Source organism: Pseudomonas sp. MF09156 (assembly GCF_059862305.1).
Genome location: NZ_JCBCUR010000012.1, coordinates 95835 through 112514, shown reverse-complemented (window position 1 = coordinate 112514; position 16680 = coordinate 95835). Strand labels below are relative to the sequence as shown.

Here is a 16680-nt window from a genome sequence, read left to right as displayed (position 1 = left end):
TCTATGGAACCGATCGTGCTGTTCAAGCAGGGCATGCTGCTGGTGGTGGTGCTCTCGGCGCCGCCGCTGATCGTCGCGGTGATTGTCGGGGTGATGACGTCCCTGGTGCAGGCCCTGATGCAGGTGCAGGACCAGACCTTGCCCTTTGGGGTCAAGCTGGTTGCCGTCGGCATAACCCTGATATTGACCGGGCGCTGGATCGGCGTGGAGTTGATTCAACTGATCAATATGACCTTCGACATGATTGCCCGCTCGGCACTGAACTGAGGAACAGCCTTTGCTCCTTTATCTGGAATTTTTGCCCAGCCTGCTGATCAGCATGGCCCGCATCTACCCGTGCATGTTCCTGGTGCCGGCGTTTTGTTTCCAGCATGTGCGCGGCATGACCCGGCATACGATTGTGATGGTGCTGGCCTTGTTCCCCACGCCCGGCATCCATGCCGCGTTGATGGGCAAGGATTACTCGGCGCTGCTGCTTGCCGGGCTGGTGCTCAAGGAAGCGGCCCTGGGCCTGTTGCTGGGGGTGTTGCTGTTCATGCCGTTCTGGATGGTCGAGTCGGTCGGCGCGTTGCTCGATAACCAGCGAGGCGCCTTGGCGGGCGGGCAACTCAACCCCTCGCTGGGGCCGGATGCCACGTCGGTCGGGCATCTGTTCAAGCAGTTGGCGATTTTTCTGTTGATCACCACCCTCGGGCTGGGGGCGTTGACGCAGGTGATTTGGGACAGCTATCTGATCTGGCCACCCACGGCCTGGGTGCCACTGCCCGCAGTCAATGGCTTCAGCGTGTTCCTGGGCCTGCTCGGCGATACCTTCGTGCACATGATGCTCTACGCCGCGCCGTTCATCGCGGTGCTGTTGCTGCTGGAATTCGGCTTTGCCCTGCTGGGGCTCTACAGCCCGCAGTTGCAGGTGTCGACCCTGGCCATGCCGGCCAAGAGCCTGGCAGGCCTGGCCTTTTTACTGCTGTACTTTCCCCTGTTGGAAGATTTGATCGCCGGGCGCATGGGCCTTTTGCTCGACCTCAAGCACTCCCTGGGCGTGATGATTGGGGGCGTGGGGTCATGAGTGACTCAGGCGAGAAAAAACACGCGGCGACCCCCAAGAAACTCAAGGACCAACGCAAGAAAGGCCAGGTCGCACAGAGCCAGGACGTGGCCAAGTTATTGGTGCTTACCGCGATCAGCGAGATCGCCCTGTTTACTGCCCAAACCAGCCTGCAGCGCTTCCAGCAGTTGATGGCGCTGCCGTTTTCGCGCATTGGCCAACCGTTTGTTCGCGCCCTGGAAGAGGTGTTGATGGACGGCCTGGTGGTGTTTTTTTCGTTCGGCCTGTTGATGTGTGGGGTAGCGATTGCCGTGAAGCTGATGAGCAGTTGGCTGCAGTTCGGTTTTTTGTTCGCTCCGGAGAGCTTGAAGCCGGACTTCAATCGCCTCAACCCGCTCAATCAGGTCAAGCAGATGTTTTCTGCCCAGTCAGTGATCAACCTGTTGATGGGGCTCGCCAAGGCATTGCTGCTCTCGTTGATTCTGTATGTGGTGATCACCCCGTCCTTGGGGGTGCTGATCAACCTCGCCACCAGCGACCTGCAAAGCTACATCGTGGCGCTGATTACCTTGTTCCGCCATTTGCTGCACGCCTGCCTCGGGCTGCTGCTGGTGCTCGCGCTGGTCGACCTGGCCATGCAGAAGTACTTCTTTGCCAAGCGCATGCGTATGACCCAGGTGGAGGTGGTCAAGGAGTACAAAGACATGGAGGGCGATCCTCACGTCAAGGGCCAGCGCCGCTCCCTGGCCTATCAACTCGCCCAGGAAGAACCCAAGGTCAAGCTGCCCAAGCTTGAAGAGTCCGACATGCTGGTGGTCAACCCGACGCACTATGCCGTGGCGCTGTACTACAGGCCTGGCAAGACGCCGCTGCCCATGTTGGTCGACAAGGGCACGGATGCCCAGGCCCGCAAACTGATTGGCCGGGCCAAGGCTGCTGATGTGCCGGTGATCCAGTGTGTGTGGTTGGCGCGCATGCTGTATGAACGCAAGCTGGGCGCGCCGATCCCGCGGGAGACCTTGCAGGCGGTGGCGTTGATCTATCGCACCTTGCGTGAGCTGGATGATGAGGCCAAGCGCCAGACCCTGGAGCTGCCGGAGTTGGCGCGCCGCTAGGGCGCGCGGTGCACATCCAGGGCCTCGAGCCTGGCCAGGGAGAGCAGGCGGCTGACGATGTCATCGGCCGAATGGCCTTTTGGCGACCATGCATGCCAGATCACCAGGCTGCCTTTGCCATCGAGATAGATAAAGCAGCCATCGAACCCGATCGCGTGGGCAAAGCGCCGCTTCAGCACCTGGTCCAACTGGCCAGGCTGCAACGCCTCAGGTGCAATCTGCAAGGCCAGGCCAGCTTGGCGCCCGGCATTCAGACGGCATAGGCCAATGCCCGGACACAGCGACTGGTAGGCGGCATTGCCGCTTACCAGGTTGTCCAGGAGTACCTGGCGACGCGCACCCTCGTCGGGCAATCCCATGCTTGTCATTGCTCCAGCGAGATCGTCTGGTAATCGGCCCTTTCGCCCGAGGGGCCGGGTTCGACCCGCATCTGCGGCGGCCACCAGACCACCAGCTTGCCGGCGCTCGATTGTGGCCGTGAACAGGAGTCACCTTTGCACGTTGGTGTACAACCGCCCATCAACAGAGCCAGTGCGAAGAGGGTGATGCCGGCGAGTGGTTGTTTCATGGCGCAGTCTTCCGTGTTGGGGTGAGCAGGGACGGGCGGGAGATACCGATGTGTTCATCCTTGACCACCGGGCGCATGGCGATGAACACCTCAGCCTCTTCGCCCGGCTTGAGCCAGGCCCGTGGCCAGACGCTGACGGCCAGGGTCTGGGCGTTGCTGCATTCGTTTTCATCGATGCGCACGTTGCGTTTGAACTGGTTGCGCATCACCACCACCGCCACGTTGAACTGCGGGCCGGCGTACCACTGGCTGCGTTCGGTATTGAGCGCCAGCAACTCGCGAGGGTTGCACAAGGTGTTCAGGCCCAGGGGCATGGGCGCGGCCTTGAACGCATCGGGTACCTGGCCGGTGACGAGGTGGGCGAGGGCGCTGGTGATCTCGCTGCGCTTGATCACCGGCGGGTGCCCGGCATAGCGCCTGGCCAGCGGCTTGAGGGCTGCTTGCAGTTCCACCTGGTCGTCCTGGGGCAAGTAGCGTGACGGGTCGGCCTGGTCGCCGATTACCCGTGGGGTCAGGATAAACAGGCGTTCACGCCGGTTGTTTTTGCGCTGGGTTGAAGAAAACAGCGCCTTGCCCAGCAAGGGAATATCCCCCAGTACCGGCACTTTGTTTTTCTGGTCGGCGCTTTCGGTGACATGGAACCCGCCGACCACCAGCGAGCGTTTTTCCGCCATCACCGCCTGGGTGCTGACCTTGCCCCGGCGCACATCGGGGCCGATGCGCTCAGGGTTGGACTCGTCGAAGTTGCCGTCCTCGATATCCACCGCCAGATAGACCTGGTGGCTGCCGCGCGAGGTGATGACCCGCGGCACCACCTGGAAACTGGTGCCCACGGTGATGGGCAAGATGGTTGCGTTTTCGACGCCGGCGGTCAGGTACTGGGTGCGATTGAAGTCAATCACCGCCGGCTGGTTTTCCAGGGTCAACACTGACGGGTTGGACACCATGGTCGCCAGTCCCTTGGCCTCCAGGGCCCGGATGTCGGCGTAGAAGCGGTCACGGTTCTCGATCGATATTTGCGCGGAGGTGCCGGGCGCCATGTTCACACCGGCGCGAAAGCGACTGTTCTGAAAGCCCCAGTTGACCCCGAACTCGCGCAGTTGCGTGCGCTCGATATCAAGGATGATGGCGTCTATCTCCACCAGCTTGCGTGCCACATCGAGTTGAGCGATCAGTTCGCGGTACATTGCCTGGCGCTCTGGCAGGTCATAGATCAATACCGCGTTGTTACGCACATCGGCCTCGACACGGATCTTGCCTCGGGCAGGCGGTGCCCGGGATGTGAGCGCCATGCTTGGCCCCGTCTGCCCCAGGGACGCTTGCGAGCCGAGCATCTGGTCCAGCATCGGGTTGCCCAGGCGGGGCAGGATCGGGGTTATGGGCGAAGGCTGCGATGACGAGGTGGGGCGCGGGTTCATTGACGACAGTGCCGAGGCATCGCGAGGCTCCAATAACCCGCGCAACATGCTGGCAACCCCCGGGATGACCAGCTTTTCGCCACGGTAATCAATCGGGCGGTCCGCCGCGTTGGCGAACTTGAGCGGGAACGTCAGCACGCTCTGTTTTTCGTCGGGAGATTTACGCTGGCTGCTGAAGTTCTTGATCTGCTCGATATAGCGCTTGGGGCCTGAGACCAGCACCACGCCATCGTCGGGCAGTTCGCCCCAGCCAAAACGGCTATCGAGCAGGCCAATATCGGTCAATGCCTGCTTCAAGTCAGCCACGGTCTCGGCGGACACCTCCAGGCGCGCGGACTCTTGCTGGTCCAGGGTGCTGATGTACAGCGTGTTGTTGTACATGTACCACTGGAAGCGGTGTTCTACCCCCAGCCTATCGAGCATCGACTGCGGGGTGTTGGCGCGTATCTTGCCATTGACGTTGCCCTCCAGCAGGCCGTCGATCTGCAATTGCGTGCCAAAGGTCTGGGCGAAATCCTCCAGTACATCGCGCACCGGCTTATGTTCGGCTTCATAGGCGTATGCGGTGTTTTTCCATTCGGCGGGGATAGCGGCGAGGGGGCTCTGCAAGGGCGCCAGCAACCAGGGCAGCACCAGCAGGCAGCACCAACGGCGGCTTTTTTGGGGGGATGCAGGCGAGACGGCGCGCAAGCAAGTGCGCTTGTGGTTTTTGTTATACATGGAGCGTTCCCTGATTAGTGCGGCAGCGATCGGAGTGACGTGGGCTGGAACCTTGGGGTTGGTTTTGTGAGGCGCGTAATCATTGCGCGCCAGGTATCGCGCTGGTTGAGCAGGGCTTCGAGACTGTCCAATAGATGCTTTTCGCCGGCGCTGTGCGGTAGACACTGGACGAGCCAGAGCACACCCGTTGCAGGCGCCTGGGCGAGCGCTCCCTGAAAGTGACTCAGGCTTGCATTGCCCAGGCGCATCCAGGTGTGGAGGTGTGATTTGTCAGGCCGGCTTGAGGTCAGTTGGACGCGCAGTAACAGGGTGTCAGAACCGCGGCTGAGGATTATTTCGTCGTCATCCTCAAACAGTATTAGTTCTTCAGTACGGCTGTTCAACCAGTTACAAAGTAGCTCCTTCAATTTACTGCCCGCTGTCCAGGCCAGACTTGAGCAGCATATGCCTGGCTCTAATATGCTCGGTGTAAACGTATTCGGATTTGCGATTCTTCCTCAGCAGTTCGTAGAACAAAGCCATATCTTCCTCAGATCCAGAGTTGTCTTCCATCAAGTCGCGGACATCGTTTCTAGTGAGCTTCGCATCCTGTACAAGTCGTGCTCTATAACCTTCGTAGTAGTTCATGGCTTCGCTCCTTTTGTGTTTCCTCTCTGTGGTTTGTATTTCGAATTGGTTCCAGATGTAGCCATTTATTTTGGATACATATGCGTGTTTAAAATCAGCTGCCCAAGAACTTGTCGCTTTGTTCCTGGAAACTATCGCGCATGGCGGCCCAGCCGATACAGAAGTCTCCCTCTTCGGTCTGTAGCAGCAGTGTTTGAGGTTTGACCGTATCGTCAGCACGCAACGCCCAGAGCGTATTGTTGTGGCCGGCCAGGAAGTGCCTGGCGGCTTCCAGTTCCTGTGGATGGCATAGCAAAGCCGCCTTGACCAGCGGAACCTGGCTTGCCATCAATTGCTTGATCAGGGCCGCCATGCGTTGTGCTGGGGGCGTTTCTTCGAGCAGCAGATCAATAGCCTGGTTGGCGATAGACGAGGCATAGCGCTCAAGGTTGTCGTACATCGCCTGGCGCTCGACTTCCCAGCGTTTGAACTGCGCATCGGCACGTTGCCAGATCTCAAGGCCGGCCTGTTCCAGGAGCTTTTCACGCTGCTTTTCTGCCAACTTCAGCAATTTCCTGGCCTGGGCCTTGGCGTGTTCCAACACAGTGTTGGCCTGGGCATAACCCGCCAGCGTTTCGCGGGGGATCAGGGTTTCGGGAGTGGCAGCGGCACCTTTGGGCAAGTCGATTTTGTGTCGGCAAAACATCGTTTTCAGTCTCCATGGTCCTTGGCGTAAGGCGCTTTACCGTCGCTGTTGATCGTTGCAATCCGCCAGACTACGGCGTGCCAAAGGGTATCGAGGCGACTGTACGAGTCGCCCAGCGAAAGGGCGTTTTTCTCCAGCTCCAAGACGCGCCTGCGAGAAAACCTCAATCTGATTCTCTGCCAGGTTGGCGGGCTGACCCAGGTTCGTAGTAATTGCAGGGGGTCGTCATCGGGCAACAACATATCTGCAGGCAACGCCTTGGAGAGTCGGTTGCACCACTGGAGGAGGCTTTCATTCAATAGGCTGGCGTGGCTCGGGCGACACGTGCTGTCGACCAATGCCAGCACCAGGTCCAGTTGGTCCGGCGAGGCGAGCGCCAATTGAAGCAGGGTGGGCTGGGGCGGAGGAGGCAGGCAGGGGGCGATGCCGTATATCTTGCCTACCCATGAATGCCGACTGCGATACAGCCCATTCAGCGCAGGGTGTTCATCAGCCGCTCTCCAATCTTCACGCGAATACATCCAGGGGGTTGCCCACCACTGGACCCAAGCCAGGTTACTCATCGGGCGCGTGGGCCGGGGCGTTAGGGGATGGCGGCGGCAGTACGCGCTGGCCTCGGATCCGCCAGAACGTTACAGCGAGAATCAGCAGCACCAAAACGATCAGGGTGAATGTGACACTGGCCCGCCAAAATCCAATGTCGTCCCCGGGAACCAGGAATGGACCGAAATAGGCCAGGCGTTGCTGCTCCATGTAGGCCGTTGCCGGGACGAATACCACGGTCAATTTTTGCGGGTTTTCGGCAGTGTTGGTCATGCCAGGGATACTGCTGGCAACCAGCCGGCGCACACGGGCCTGGATGTTGTCGGGGTCGAGCCGGGGATCGTGTTTGATGAACACCGATGCGGAGGCGGGTTGCACCGGTTCACCCGGTGCGACTCGCTCGGGCAACACCACGTGCACCCGGGCGACGATGACTCCGTCGATGTTCGACAGCGTTGTTTCCAGCTCCTGGGACAAGGCATAGATATAGCGCGCCCGTTCCTCAAGCGGGGTCGAGATGACCCCTTCCTTGCGGAACGTTTCGCCCATGGTGGCGCGGGCGGCCTTGGGCAATCCCACTGCATCCAGGGTACGTACGGCGCGCCCGATGTCGGATGCGTTGACCATCACGACAACACCGTCTTTGGCGGGAACTTTGCTGGCGCGTATATGTTTGTCTGCCAACTCCGCGAGGACCTCGTTGGCTTCCTGCTCAGAGAGTTGACGGTGAAGTTCGACACGTTCACTACAGGCATTGAGCATAAATGAAAGCGCTAGAACTAATGCAATACGCAGGGTGCGAGTCATGTTTATCTACTGAAGATTGCAGATTTTATCCACGCATTGTGCGGTTTTACCGACACTCTTGACGAGTAAATGCGTGAGCAATAGCGTATCGGACAGTTGGTCCGGGTATTTGCGCGCTTCGTCAAACTTATCGTCGCCACTCAGGGCACGCAGACTTTTGGTCATGCGTTGGGTTACGGAGGATAGTTTGCCTGATGCCTCGGAAAGCATACTTTGTGGCGTCGTATAAGTTGTCGTCGAATTTGCCGGCATTGACGGTGCCATGATTGAGGCAAAAAAGTTCACGTCGGTACTAGAGACAGATGAGTCTTGTGCGCTTGCGGCGCCAGCAAGATTATTCTCTTCAAAAGAACTTACTCTTCCTATAAACATATGGCGCCTATTACGTAAGTACTCAGGAGGGGAGGTGTAGCGCAGACTTTAAGTGGCCTTCCCGCTATCAAGCACCAGGAAGGCCAGAGGGCTGCCGGACTGATTACAAACGGAGTGCGTCAGCGGCTGTTTTTATACCTGCGGTATTTTGGTTCTCCGCAGTTTTCCAAGCGTTTTTCACACCATCTGCCCTCTTTTTTGCTTCTGCGGCTTCAAGGCCCGCGTCGGCCTGTTCTACACTCATACCACCAGCGCCGCTGCCGTAAGGGTTAGATCCGGAAGAGCCAATAGAACCGATACTCATATTTTTTACTCCGTACTTAACGTTGATCTCACTGGAATAGGGCGATCCTGAGAGGTGGTGTGTCACATCCAGTTTCGCTGTTCCATGATTTATGTGGCGCAGAAGATGTATGCGTTCCACGTGTTTCTGGAGGGTGTATTTCAAAAGGTGTAACTTTTTCAGCGCCGTGCGGGTGAGTTGTGCAAGGTACTCAGGTCAGTGATATTTCCAGTTGTTTCATCCGGTAATAAAGTGTGCGCTTGGCAACGCCTAGTTCGATGGCCACCACGTCGACGTTGTGGGCGTGGCGGTTCAGTGAGGCTTCAATCAATGATTTTTCTATCTGCTGTAGCCGCTCCTTGAGAGGCATGTTCATGTCTGCGCGCGCTGCCTCGGGGACGCAAAGGGGGGCTAACCCCAGGACGAAACGCTTGGCCGTCGAACGCAGCTCGCGGACATTCCCCCGCCAGGGGTGACACAGTAATTGTGTTAACAGGTGGCTGGGGGGGGCCGGCACAGGGCATTTGAAATACTCGGCCTCCTGCCGGATCATTTTCAGGAACAAGGGGATGATGCGATCTCGTTGCTCGCGCAGGGGCGGCAGGTTGATGTTGACCACGTTCAGGCGAAAGTACAGATCGCGCCTGAACGCTCCTTGCTCGACCATCTCATGCAAGGATTGCTGCGCGGAGGCGATCACGCGCATATCCACTGGAATAAATCGGGTTGAGCCCAGGCGCTCAACCCCCCGCGACTCCAACACCCGCAGCAATTTGGCCTGCAGGCTCAGCGGCATGCTGTCTATTTCGTCAAGATACAAGGTCCCCAGGTGCGCGGCCTCGACAGAACCTGCACGTGACTGCATGGCCCCTGTGTAGGCCCCGCTGTTGACACCGAACAGTTGGCTTTCGGCAAGGCTCTCCGGTATTGCCGCACAGTTGAGTGCGACGAAATTCCCCCGCCGCCCCGATAAGCAATGAACACGTTGCGCCAAGGTGTCCTTACCCGTCCCCGTTTCCCCCAGCAGCAGCATGTCAATGTTGAGCGGGGCGGTATTTATGATAGTTGTTTCGATGTCTGGGTATTCGTTGAATGGCGTATCTGTTTCAACTTCGTTCTGATAGGAGGCCGACATATTGCTATTGCTCCAATAGAGTTGTCGCTTCACTATTGTTTGAATTAGCGAATGATATTGACCAGTAGACCGCAAAATATCCAGGTTGTCATCGCGAAAGGATGTTGGAATGCGCCGCTGTTGTGCTTTAAGTGTTTAGGGCGTTGTTCTTGGGAAATATTCAAGTTTTTGTAGGAAGGTTATTTGTAGCTGTTGGTAGGAGAAGTCTTAAATGATTTATGAATGTTATTGATTAAGCAAATCTCATGCTTGAAGTGGTTGCGTCCTGTTTTTTAGATGTCTTTATTAAAAATATTTAACGATTGCTTGATGTTTCATGGGCCGCTTGAACTGTTGGAGATCGGCGTCGTTATTGGTGCGGCCATAAAAAAAGCCGATGCTGGGCATCGGCTTTTTTTGTGGGGGCATAGGCCGCCGGTGAAGCGTTATACGTTGAAGCGGAAGTGCATCACATCGCCATCCTTGACGATGTATTCCTTGCCTTCCAGGCGCCATTTGCCGGCTTCCTTGGCCCCGGCTTCGCCCTTGAACTGGATGAAGTCGTTGTAGGCGATCACTTCGGCGCGGATAAAGCCTTTTTCGAAGTCGGTGTGGATCACACCCGCAGCCTGTGGCGCGGTGGCGCCAACCTTGACGGTCCAGGCACGCACTTCTTCGACACCGGCAGTGAAGTAGGTCTGCAGGTGCAGCATTTCGTAGCCCGCACGGATCACGCGGTTCAGGCCAGGCTCTTCCAGGCCCAGGGCCTCGAGGAACATGTCTTTCTCTTCGCCGTCTTCCAGCTCGGCGATTTCCGCTTCGATCTTGTTGCACACCGGTACAACCATCGCGCCTTCTTCTTCGGCAATGGCCATGACCACGTCGAGCAGCGGGTTGTTTTCAAAACCGTCTTCAGCCACGTTGGCGATGTACATCACAGGCTTGGTGGTCAGCAGGTGGAAGCCTTTGATCACGGCCTTTTCGTCGGTGCTCATGCTCTTCATCAGGCTGCGTGCAGGCTTGCCCAGGGTGAAGTGTGCGATCAGCTGCTCAAGCAGGGCCTTCTGGACCACTGCGTCCTTGTCGCCGCCCTTGGCGTTGCGCGTGACCTTTTGCAGTTGCTTTTCGCAGCTGTCGAGGTCGGCGAAGATCAGTTCCAGGTCGATGATCTCGATATCGCGTTTTGGGTCGACGCTGTTGGAGACGTGGATCACGTTCTCGTCTTCAAAGCAGCGGACCACGTGGGCGATGGCATCGGTTTCACGGATGTTGGCGAGGAACTTGTTGCCCAGGCCCTCACCTTTCGACGCGCCAGCCACCAGGCCTGCGATGTCGACGAACTCCATGGTGGTCGGCAGGATGCGCTTGGGATTGACGATGGCCGCCAGGGCCTCCAGGCGCGGATCGGGCATTGGCACGATACCGGTGTTGGGTTCGATGGTGCAGAAGGGGAAGTTCTCCGCCGCAATACCGGACTTGGTCAGGGCGTTGAACAGGGTGGACTTGCCGACGTTAGGTAGGCCGACGATGCCGCAATTGAATCCCATGGTGTTTCCCCTCGGATAAGAGTCAGGCCTTCTGGCTGTGCAGGTTTTTCATCGCACGGTTCCATTCACCGGCGAAGATATCCGGCAGCACGCCGAGGGCAAAATCGATGCTGGCATCGAGTTTTTCCTGTTCGGCGCGTGGCGCACGACCCAGGACGAAATTTGAAACCATACTGGCAACGCCTGGGTGGCCAATGCCGAGCCGCAGGCGGTAGAACGTATTCTGATTGCCCAACTGCGCGATGATGTCGCGCAGGCCATTATGACCGCCGTGGCCGCCGCCTTGCTTGAGCCTGGCAACGCCGGGTGGCAGGTCCAGTTCGTCATGGGCCACCAGGATTTCCTCGGGTTTGATCCGGAAGAAGCCCGCAAGCGCCGCGACAGCCTGGCCGCTGCGGTTCATGTAGGTGGTGGGAATCAGTAGACGAACATCCTGCCCCTGATGCGAGAAGCGTCCGGTCAGGCCAAAATATTTGCGATCGGCCACAAGGTTTACACCTTGGGCGTGGGCGATCCGCTCAACAAAAAGGGCCCCCGCGTTATGCCGGGTCTGTTCGTATTCGGCGCCTGGATTTCCCAGGCCAACGATCAGTTTAATGGCAGTCACGACAGGGGCCCTTCCTTTGGAGTTGTGGATAACATCGCCGCAACCAACGGGCGGCGAAAGTGGACAACAAGAGATCATTTACTCAAGAGTAAACGCCGCGTTATCGCCCGCTTTCTCGCTACGTTTCGGTCCGCGATGTTTCCTCAAGCTCCGGCATTACAGAGTGAATTACTCTGCAGCGCCTTCTTCAGCTTCTGGTGCAACGCGCGGAGCGTGAACGTTTGCAACAGCTTTGTCATCACCGTGAGCCAGTGCGACGAACTCAACGCCTTTAGGCGCCTTGAGGTCGGACAGGTGGATGATGTCGCCGATTTCAGCAGCCGACAGGTCGACTTCGATGAACTCAGGCAGGTCTTTCGGCAGGCAGGTCACTTCGATCTCGGCTACAACGTGCGAGATTTCGCCGCCTTTCTTGATCGGAGCAGCTTCGCCAACGAAGTGCACAGGTACGATAGCGGTCAGTTTCTGACCGGCTACAACGCGTACGAAGTCAGCGTGCAGCACGTGGCCTTTAGCTGGGTGACGTTGCAGGGCCTTGATGATGACGTTCTGCTTTTTGCCACCTACGTTCAGCTCGATGATGTGGCTGTAGGCCGCATCGTTTTCGAGCAGTTTGGCAATTTCTTTAGCCAGCATGCTGATGGATTCAGGGGCTTTTTCGCCACCGTAGACTACAGCTGGAACCAGGCTTGCGAGACGACGCAGGCGGCGGCTCGCACCTTTCCCCAGGTCGGAACGCACTTCAGCATTCAAAGTAAAATCGTTCATGTTGTATCTCCAAAATAACCACATTCGCCCCAGCGTTTGCGACCAGCGCTAAAGGCGATATGGGCAAAAAAGCCCCGCCCCAGCAGAGTGCTGGGGCGGGGCGCTTTTCGTCAGGTTGATGCTGCCAAGGTTTGACCCTTAGCGGAACATCGCGCTGATCGATTCTTCATTGCTGATACGGCGAACCGCCTCAGCAACAACCGGGGCGATATCCAGTTGACGGATACGCGCACAGGCTTGAGCAGCTGCGGACAACGGGATGGTGTTGGTCACCACCAGTTCGTCCAGCACGGAGTTCTCGATGTTCTCGATCGCTCGGCCCGACAGCACAGGGTGTGTGCAGTAGGCGAAGACTTTAGCCGCACCGTGCTCTTTCAAGGCTTTTGCCGCGTGGCACAGGGTGCCGGCGGTATCGACCATGTCATCGACCAGAATACAGGTACGCCCTTCGACATCACCGATGATATGCATCACTTCAGAGTGATTGGCTTTCTCACGGCGTTTGTCGATGATCCCGAGGTCCACGCCCAGGGATTTGGCAACAGCCCGTGCACGCACGACGCCACCAATGTCCGGGGACACGATCATCAGGTTTTCAAAGCGCTGGTCTTCGATGTCATCCACCAGGACGGGGGAGCCGTAGATGTTATCTACCGGAATATCGAAGAACCCCTGGATTTGGTCAGCGTGCAGGTCAACCGTGAGAACACGGTCGATACCTACCACGGTCAGCATGTCAGCGACGACTTTCGCGCTGATAGCCACACGTGCAGAACGCGGACGGCGATCCTGACGGGCATAACCAAAGTAAGGGATTACAGCTGTGATTCGAGTCGCTGAGGAGCGGCGGAAGGCATCAGCCATCACGACGAGTTCCATCAGGTTATCGTTGGTCGGAGCGCAAGTCGGCTGAATAATGAAAACATCTTTACCGCGGACATTTTCATTGATCTCGGCTGTAATCTCGCCGTCGGAAAATTTACCGACAGAGATGTCACCGAGAGGGATATGCAGCTGACGTACAACACGCCGAGCCAGATCGGGGTTGGCATTCCCCGTAAAGACCATCATCTTGGACACGCGCAGTACCTAGAGGCTGAGGGTAACCTGGATGAGTATAGAAAATGGCAGGGGCGGCTGGATTCGAACCAACGCATGGCAGGATCAAAACCTGCTGCCTTACCGCTTGGCGACGCCCCTGTATCTGTTGCAACGAGTACCCAGTACTCGGTTCCTTTAGAGCAGACTTTGCAACTTGCGATGCAACATCGAAACGTTGCTTCCCTTTGCTACAAACCCTGTAAGGGTCTCTGTAAGAAGGGCCGAGACTTTATCAGCTTCAGCTTTGTTTGGGAAGCCCCCAAACACACAACTTCCAGTTCCGGTGAGTTTTGCTTCGGTAAATTTACCTAACAAATTCAAAGCGTTACGTACATCTGGATAACGCCTTGCTACCACCGGTAAGCAGTCATTTCGACTGTTTCCCTTGGGAACGGGGCGCACTTTAATGGGAGAAGAGTTACGTGTCAACAACGGATCTGAAAAAATTTCTGCTGTACTTACAGATACTTGCGGAACAAGCACGACATACCACGGCTCTTCGGGGTCTACGGGTGTGAGTTTTTCCCCGACACCCTCAGCAAATGCGGCGTGTCCACGCACAAAAACCGGGACGTCGGCGCCCAGGGTCAGGCCCAGTGCGGCCAGGCGATCTTCGTCCCAACCCAGTTGCCATAAGTGATTGAGACCGAGCAGGGTGGTCGCGGCATTCGAGCTGCCGCCGCCGATGCCGCCGCCCATGGGCAGGATTTTATCGATCCAGATATCGATGCCCAGCGTACAACCGGATTGCTGCTGAAGTTTTTTTGCGGCCTTCACGATCAGATTGCTGTCGTGGGGTACATCGGCAAATTCGGTGTGCAGTTGAATCACGCCATCGTCGCGCACGGCGAAGGTCATCTCGTCGCCGTAGTCGAGAAATTGAAACAGCGTCTGCAACTCGTGGTAGCCGTCTTCACGACGACCGAGGATGTGCAGCATCAAATTGAGCTTGGCCGGGGACGGCAGCGTCAGGCGTTCAGTCATGTCACTGCCCCAGTTTGCGTGGTTGCCAGTCCTTGATCACCAGCGTGACATCAAGGTTGGAGCCGTGCAGCTTGATACGTTCGGGCAGCCAGTAGCCGCTTTGTTCTACGTAGCTCAAGTATTCAACCTGCCAGCCATCCTGTTCCAGGGTGGCCAGGCGACTGTCGCCATTGAGGCTCAGGCGGCTCTTGCTGTCAGGTGCGGGCAGCCCGCGAACCCACCAGACCAGGTGCGAGACTGGCAGCTTCCAGCCGACCTGCTCTTCGAGCAAGGCCTCCGGTGACGGCGCTTCATAGCGGCCCTGGTTGGCCACCTCGAGGCTCACCTGCCCCGGTCGACCGGTCAGGCGTGCAGCGCCACGGCCCAGGGGGCCGGAGAGGCGGATGTCGTAATAGTCCTGGCGTTGCAGCCAGAACAAGGTGCCGCTGCCCGAATCCTTCGGTGCGCGAACCCCGATCTTGCCCTCGATCTGCCAGCCATCAATGCTGCTGAGCTGATCCTTGTGCTGTCGCCATTGAGCCGGGTTGCCCTGGCCTTCGACGGACTCACGGGCACCGAAGCCCGCACAACCGGCGAGCAAGGCGATAAAACTGAAAACGATGGCGTGGCGCAAAAACATAGAATTAAAGAGTCTCGGATCCGGTCAGGCGCTTGATGGTGCTGCGCAGGATAGGGCTGTCGGGTTGTTCCTTGAGGAACTTGGCCCAGATTTGTCGGGCTTCGCGCTGGTTGCCTTTGGCCCAGAGCACTTCGCCCAGGTGCGCGGCGACTTCCTGGTCGGGGAACCGCTCCAGGGCCTGACGCAGCAGGCGTTCGGCCTCGTCGAGGTTGCCCAGGCGGTAATTCACCCAGCCCAGGCTGTCGAGCACCGCCGGGTCTTCCGGGTTGAGCTGGTGGGCCTGTTCGATCAGGGCCTTGGCCTCGGCATAGCGCGTCGTACGGTCTGACAAGGTGTAGCCCAGGGCGTTCAGTGCCATGGCATTGTCCGGGTCGCGCTTGATGATCAGGCGCAGGTCTTTTTCCATCTGGGCCAGGTCATTGCGTTTTTCGGCCTGCATGGCGCGGGTGTACAGCAGGTTCAGGTCGTCGGGGTATTGCAGCAGGGCCTGGGCGAGGATTTTCCAGGCGCGCTCCCCCTGATTGTTGGCCGACAAGGTTTCGGCCTGGATCAGATACAACTGAATAGCGTAGTCCGGCTCGGCATCACGGGCAGCGGCCAGGCGTTTTTCGGCTTCGTCGGTGCGGCCGTTATTCATCAGGATATCGGCCTGGCGCAGTTGTGCCGGCAGATAGTCATTGCCGGGGCCGACCTGGGCGTATTCGATCAGTGCGCCTTGCGGGTCATCCCGTTCCTCGGCGATGCGCCCCAGATTCAGGTGGGCCGAATCGACATGGCTTTCCCGCGCGATCAGGTCTTCGAGGTAGCCCTTGGCTTCTTCCCAGGCCTTGGCTTCCAGGCAGACCAGTGCCAGGGAGTAACGCAATTCGTCATCGTCCGGGTATTGCTGGACCAGGCTGGCGAACTCTACCTTGGCGTCCTCCATGCGGTCCTGTTCCACCAGCATGCGTGCGTAGGTCAGGCGCAGGCGCTTGTCGTCCGGATACTTCTTGATGCTTTTTTGCAGCAGCGGCAAGGCTTCCTTGCCGCGATTGAGGCTTTGCAGCAGGCGTGCGCGCAGCAGCAGCGGGGCGATTTCACCTTCTTCCGGCGGGTTCTGCTCCAGCAGCTTGAGAGCCGCTTGCGGTTCATCATCCTGTTGCAGCAGCAGCGCCTTGCCAAAGACCAACTGGCCATTGCTTGGGTGCTTTTGCAGCAGGCGGTCGAAACTCTTCATCAGGCCATCGCGGGTGTCCTGGTCGGTGTCGGCGGCCGACAGGGCGAGGAAGTCGAAATGGGTGTCGCCCTTGCCCTGCAAGACTTTCTCCATATAGACCATGGAGTCGTCGTAGCGCCCGGCACGTGCCAGCTGGATCGCCGCGGCGCGCTGGGCTTCCAGGTCGTCCGGGGCGTTTTTCGCCCAGATCAGCGCGGTATCCAGGGCGGCCTGGTCTGCGCCCAGGTATTCGGCGATGCGAAACGCGCGCTCGGAGATCCCTGGGTCCTGGGTGTTGATGGCCTGGGTCACGTAGTTATCCAGGGCAATGTCGAAACGATTGCGCTGGCCGGCCAGCTCCGCGCTCAGCAGGCTGAACACTGTTTCTTCGCTGAACGAGGAATAAACCTTGGGTTTTTCAGGGACGGGGGTGCTGTCTTCCACCGGCGCAGGATTCTGCGGCGATACGGGGGCCATGGACTGGCAGCCGCCGAGGAAGGCAAGGGCAAGGAGCAACGCGGAAGATCTATTCATATAGGAAGAGGACGACTAACCTGCGGTC

Annotated in this window: 20 protein-coding genes and 1 tRNA gene; 3 read left to right on the top strand and 18 right to left on the bottom strand. The window is 58.1% G+C overall.

Annotation, left to right across the window (positions count from 1 at the left end):
* Positions 1–3 precede the first annotated feature (3 nt).
* From sctS to sctU, 3 genes are read left to right on the top strand one after another with little or no spacing between them, the layout of a single operon-like run.
* On the top strand, positions 4–267 hold the full coding sequence (sctS, locus tag AC19YY_RS22500) for a type III secretion system export apparatus subunit SctS (RefSeq protein ID WP_169954842.1): 264 nt from the start codon (positions 4–6) through the stop codon (positions 265–267).
* A gap of 10 nt (positions 268–277) precedes the next feature.
* Positions 278–1066, top strand: a complete 789-nt coding sequence (gene sctT, locus AC19YY_RS22495; RefSeq protein ID WP_500604901.1) for a type III secretion system export apparatus subunit SctT — start codon at positions 278–280, stop codon at positions 1064–1066.
* Entirely contained in the window at positions 1063–2160 is a 1098-nt protein-coding gene (gene sctU, locus AC19YY_RS22490) for a type III secretion system export apparatus subunit SctU (RefSeq protein ID WP_169954844.1), read from the top strand. Before sctT ends, sctU begins: the two co-directional genes overlap by 4 nt.
* On the opposite strand, the gene AC19YY_RS22485 is transcribed toward sctU, so the two are convergent.
* The 18 genes from AC19YY_RS22485 to AC19YY_RS22400 all read right to left on the bottom strand — a co-directional run bounded on the left by AC19YY_RS22485 (position 2157) and on the right by AC19YY_RS22400 (position 16652).
* Positions 2157–2519 (bottom strand): transcriptional regulator, encoded by a 363-nt coding sequence (locus tag AC19YY_RS22485; RefSeq protein ID WP_500604900.1) that lies wholly within the window; start codon positions 2517–2519, stop codon positions 2157–2159. The two genes, sctU and AC19YY_RS22485, sit on opposite strands and share 4 nt — an antisense overlap.
* 5 nt (positions 2520–2524) lie before the next feature.
* Positions 2525–2728, bottom strand: coding sequence for an HrpT family type III secretion system protein (hrpT, locus tag AC19YY_RS22480; RefSeq protein WP_169954846.1), 204 nt, complete (start codon positions 2726–2728; stop codon positions 2525–2527).
* Positions 2725–4866, bottom strand: a complete 2142-nt coding sequence (sctC, locus tag AC19YY_RS22475; RefSeq protein ID WP_169954847.1) for a type III secretion system outer membrane ring subunit SctC — start codon at positions 4864–4866, stop codon at positions 2725–2727. Before sctC ends, hrpT begins: the two co-directional genes overlap by 4 nt.
* Positions 4867–5274: 408 nt before the next feature.
* A complete protein-coding gene (locus AC19YY_RS22470; protein ID WP_169954848.1) occupies positions 5275–5493 on the bottom strand; it encodes a hypothetical protein in 219 nt (72 codons plus the stop codon).
* A 94-nt stretch (positions 5494–5587) separates the two neighbouring features.
* Complete coding sequence (gene sctL, locus AC19YY_RS22465; RefSeq protein ID WP_169954849.1) at positions 5588–6178, bottom strand: type III secretion system stator protein SctL; 591 nt, start codon at positions 6176–6178, stop codon at positions 5588–5590.
* Between the two features lie 5 nt (positions 6179–6183).
* Positions 6184–6699, bottom strand: a complete 516-nt coding sequence (locus AC19YY_RS22460) for a type III secretion protein (protein WP_432755043.1) — start codon at positions 6697–6699, stop codon at positions 6184–6186.
* Positions 6700–6733: 34 nt separating this feature from the next.
* Positions 6734–7528, bottom strand: a complete 795-nt coding sequence (sctJ, locus tag AC19YY_RS22455) for a type III secretion system inner membrane ring lipoprotein SctJ (RefSeq protein ID WP_500604899.1) — start codon at positions 7526–7528, stop codon at positions 6734–6736.
* A gap of 6 nt (positions 7529–7534) precedes the next feature.
* A complete protein-coding gene (locus AC19YY_RS22450) occupies positions 7535–7693 on the bottom strand; it encodes a type III secretion system rspB (protein WP_169954851.1) in 159 nt (52 codons plus the stop codon).
* Positions 7694–8003: 310 nt separating this feature from the next.
* Positions 8004–8204, bottom strand: a complete 201-nt coding sequence (locus AC19YY_RS22445) for a type III secretion protein (RefSeq protein WP_500604898.1) — start codon at positions 8202–8204, stop codon at positions 8004–8006.
* Between the two features lie 190 nt (positions 8205–8394).
* Positions 8395–9318, bottom strand: coding sequence for a sigma 54-interacting transcriptional regulator (locus AC19YY_RS22440; protein ID WP_170058584.1), 924 nt, complete (start codon positions 9316–9318; stop codon positions 8395–8397).
* Positions 9319–9743: 425 nt separating this feature from the next.
* The gene (gene ychF, locus AC19YY_RS22435) at positions 9744–10844 is read right to left on the bottom strand and encodes a redox-regulated ATPase YchF (RefSeq protein ID WP_099167955.1); all 1101 of its coding nucleotides are present in this window, start codon (positions 10842–10844) and stop codon (positions 9744–9746) included.
* A gap of 22 nt (positions 10845–10866) precedes the next feature.
* Complete coding sequence (pth, locus tag AC19YY_RS22430; protein ID WP_500604897.1) at positions 10867–11451, bottom strand: aminoacyl-tRNA hydrolase; 585 nt, start codon at positions 11449–11451, stop codon at positions 10867–10869.
* Positions 11452–11619: 168 nt separating this feature from the next.
* Positions 11620–12219, bottom strand: coding sequence for a 50S ribosomal protein L25/general stress protein Ctc (locus AC19YY_RS22425; RefSeq protein ID WP_169954853.1), 600 nt, complete (start codon positions 12217–12219; stop codon positions 11620–11622).
* A 138-nt stretch (positions 12220–12357) separates the two neighbouring features.
* On the bottom strand, positions 12358–13299 hold the full coding sequence (locus tag AC19YY_RS22420) for a ribose-phosphate pyrophosphokinase (RefSeq protein ID WP_003171603.1): 942 nt from the start codon (positions 13297–13299) through the stop codon (positions 12358–12360).
* Between the two features lie 45 nt (positions 13300–13344).
* Positions 13345–13419 (bottom strand) — tRNA-Gln (locus AC19YY_RS22415).
* Positions 13420–13455: 36 nt separating this feature from the next.
* Positions 13456–14304 (bottom strand): 4-(cytidine 5'-diphospho)-2-C-methyl-D-erythritol kinase, encoded by an 849-nt coding sequence (ispE, locus tag AC19YY_RS22410; RefSeq protein WP_170043038.1) that lies wholly within the window; start codon positions 14302–14304, stop codon positions 13456–13458.
* 1 nt (position 14305) lies between these two features.
* Positions 14306–14923 carry a lipoprotein insertase outer membrane protein LolB gene (gene lolB / locus AC19YY_RS22405; protein ID WP_070996768.1) on the bottom strand — a complete coding sequence of 206 codons (618 nt, stop codon included), beginning with the start codon at positions 14921–14923 and terminating at the stop codon, positions 14306–14308.
* A gap of 4 nt (positions 14924–14927) precedes the next feature.
* Entirely contained in the window at positions 14928–16652 is a 1725-nt protein-coding gene (locus AC19YY_RS22400) for a tetratricopeptide repeat protein (RefSeq protein WP_170058583.1), read from the bottom strand.
* Between the last annotated feature and the right edge of the window lie 28 nt (positions 16653–16680).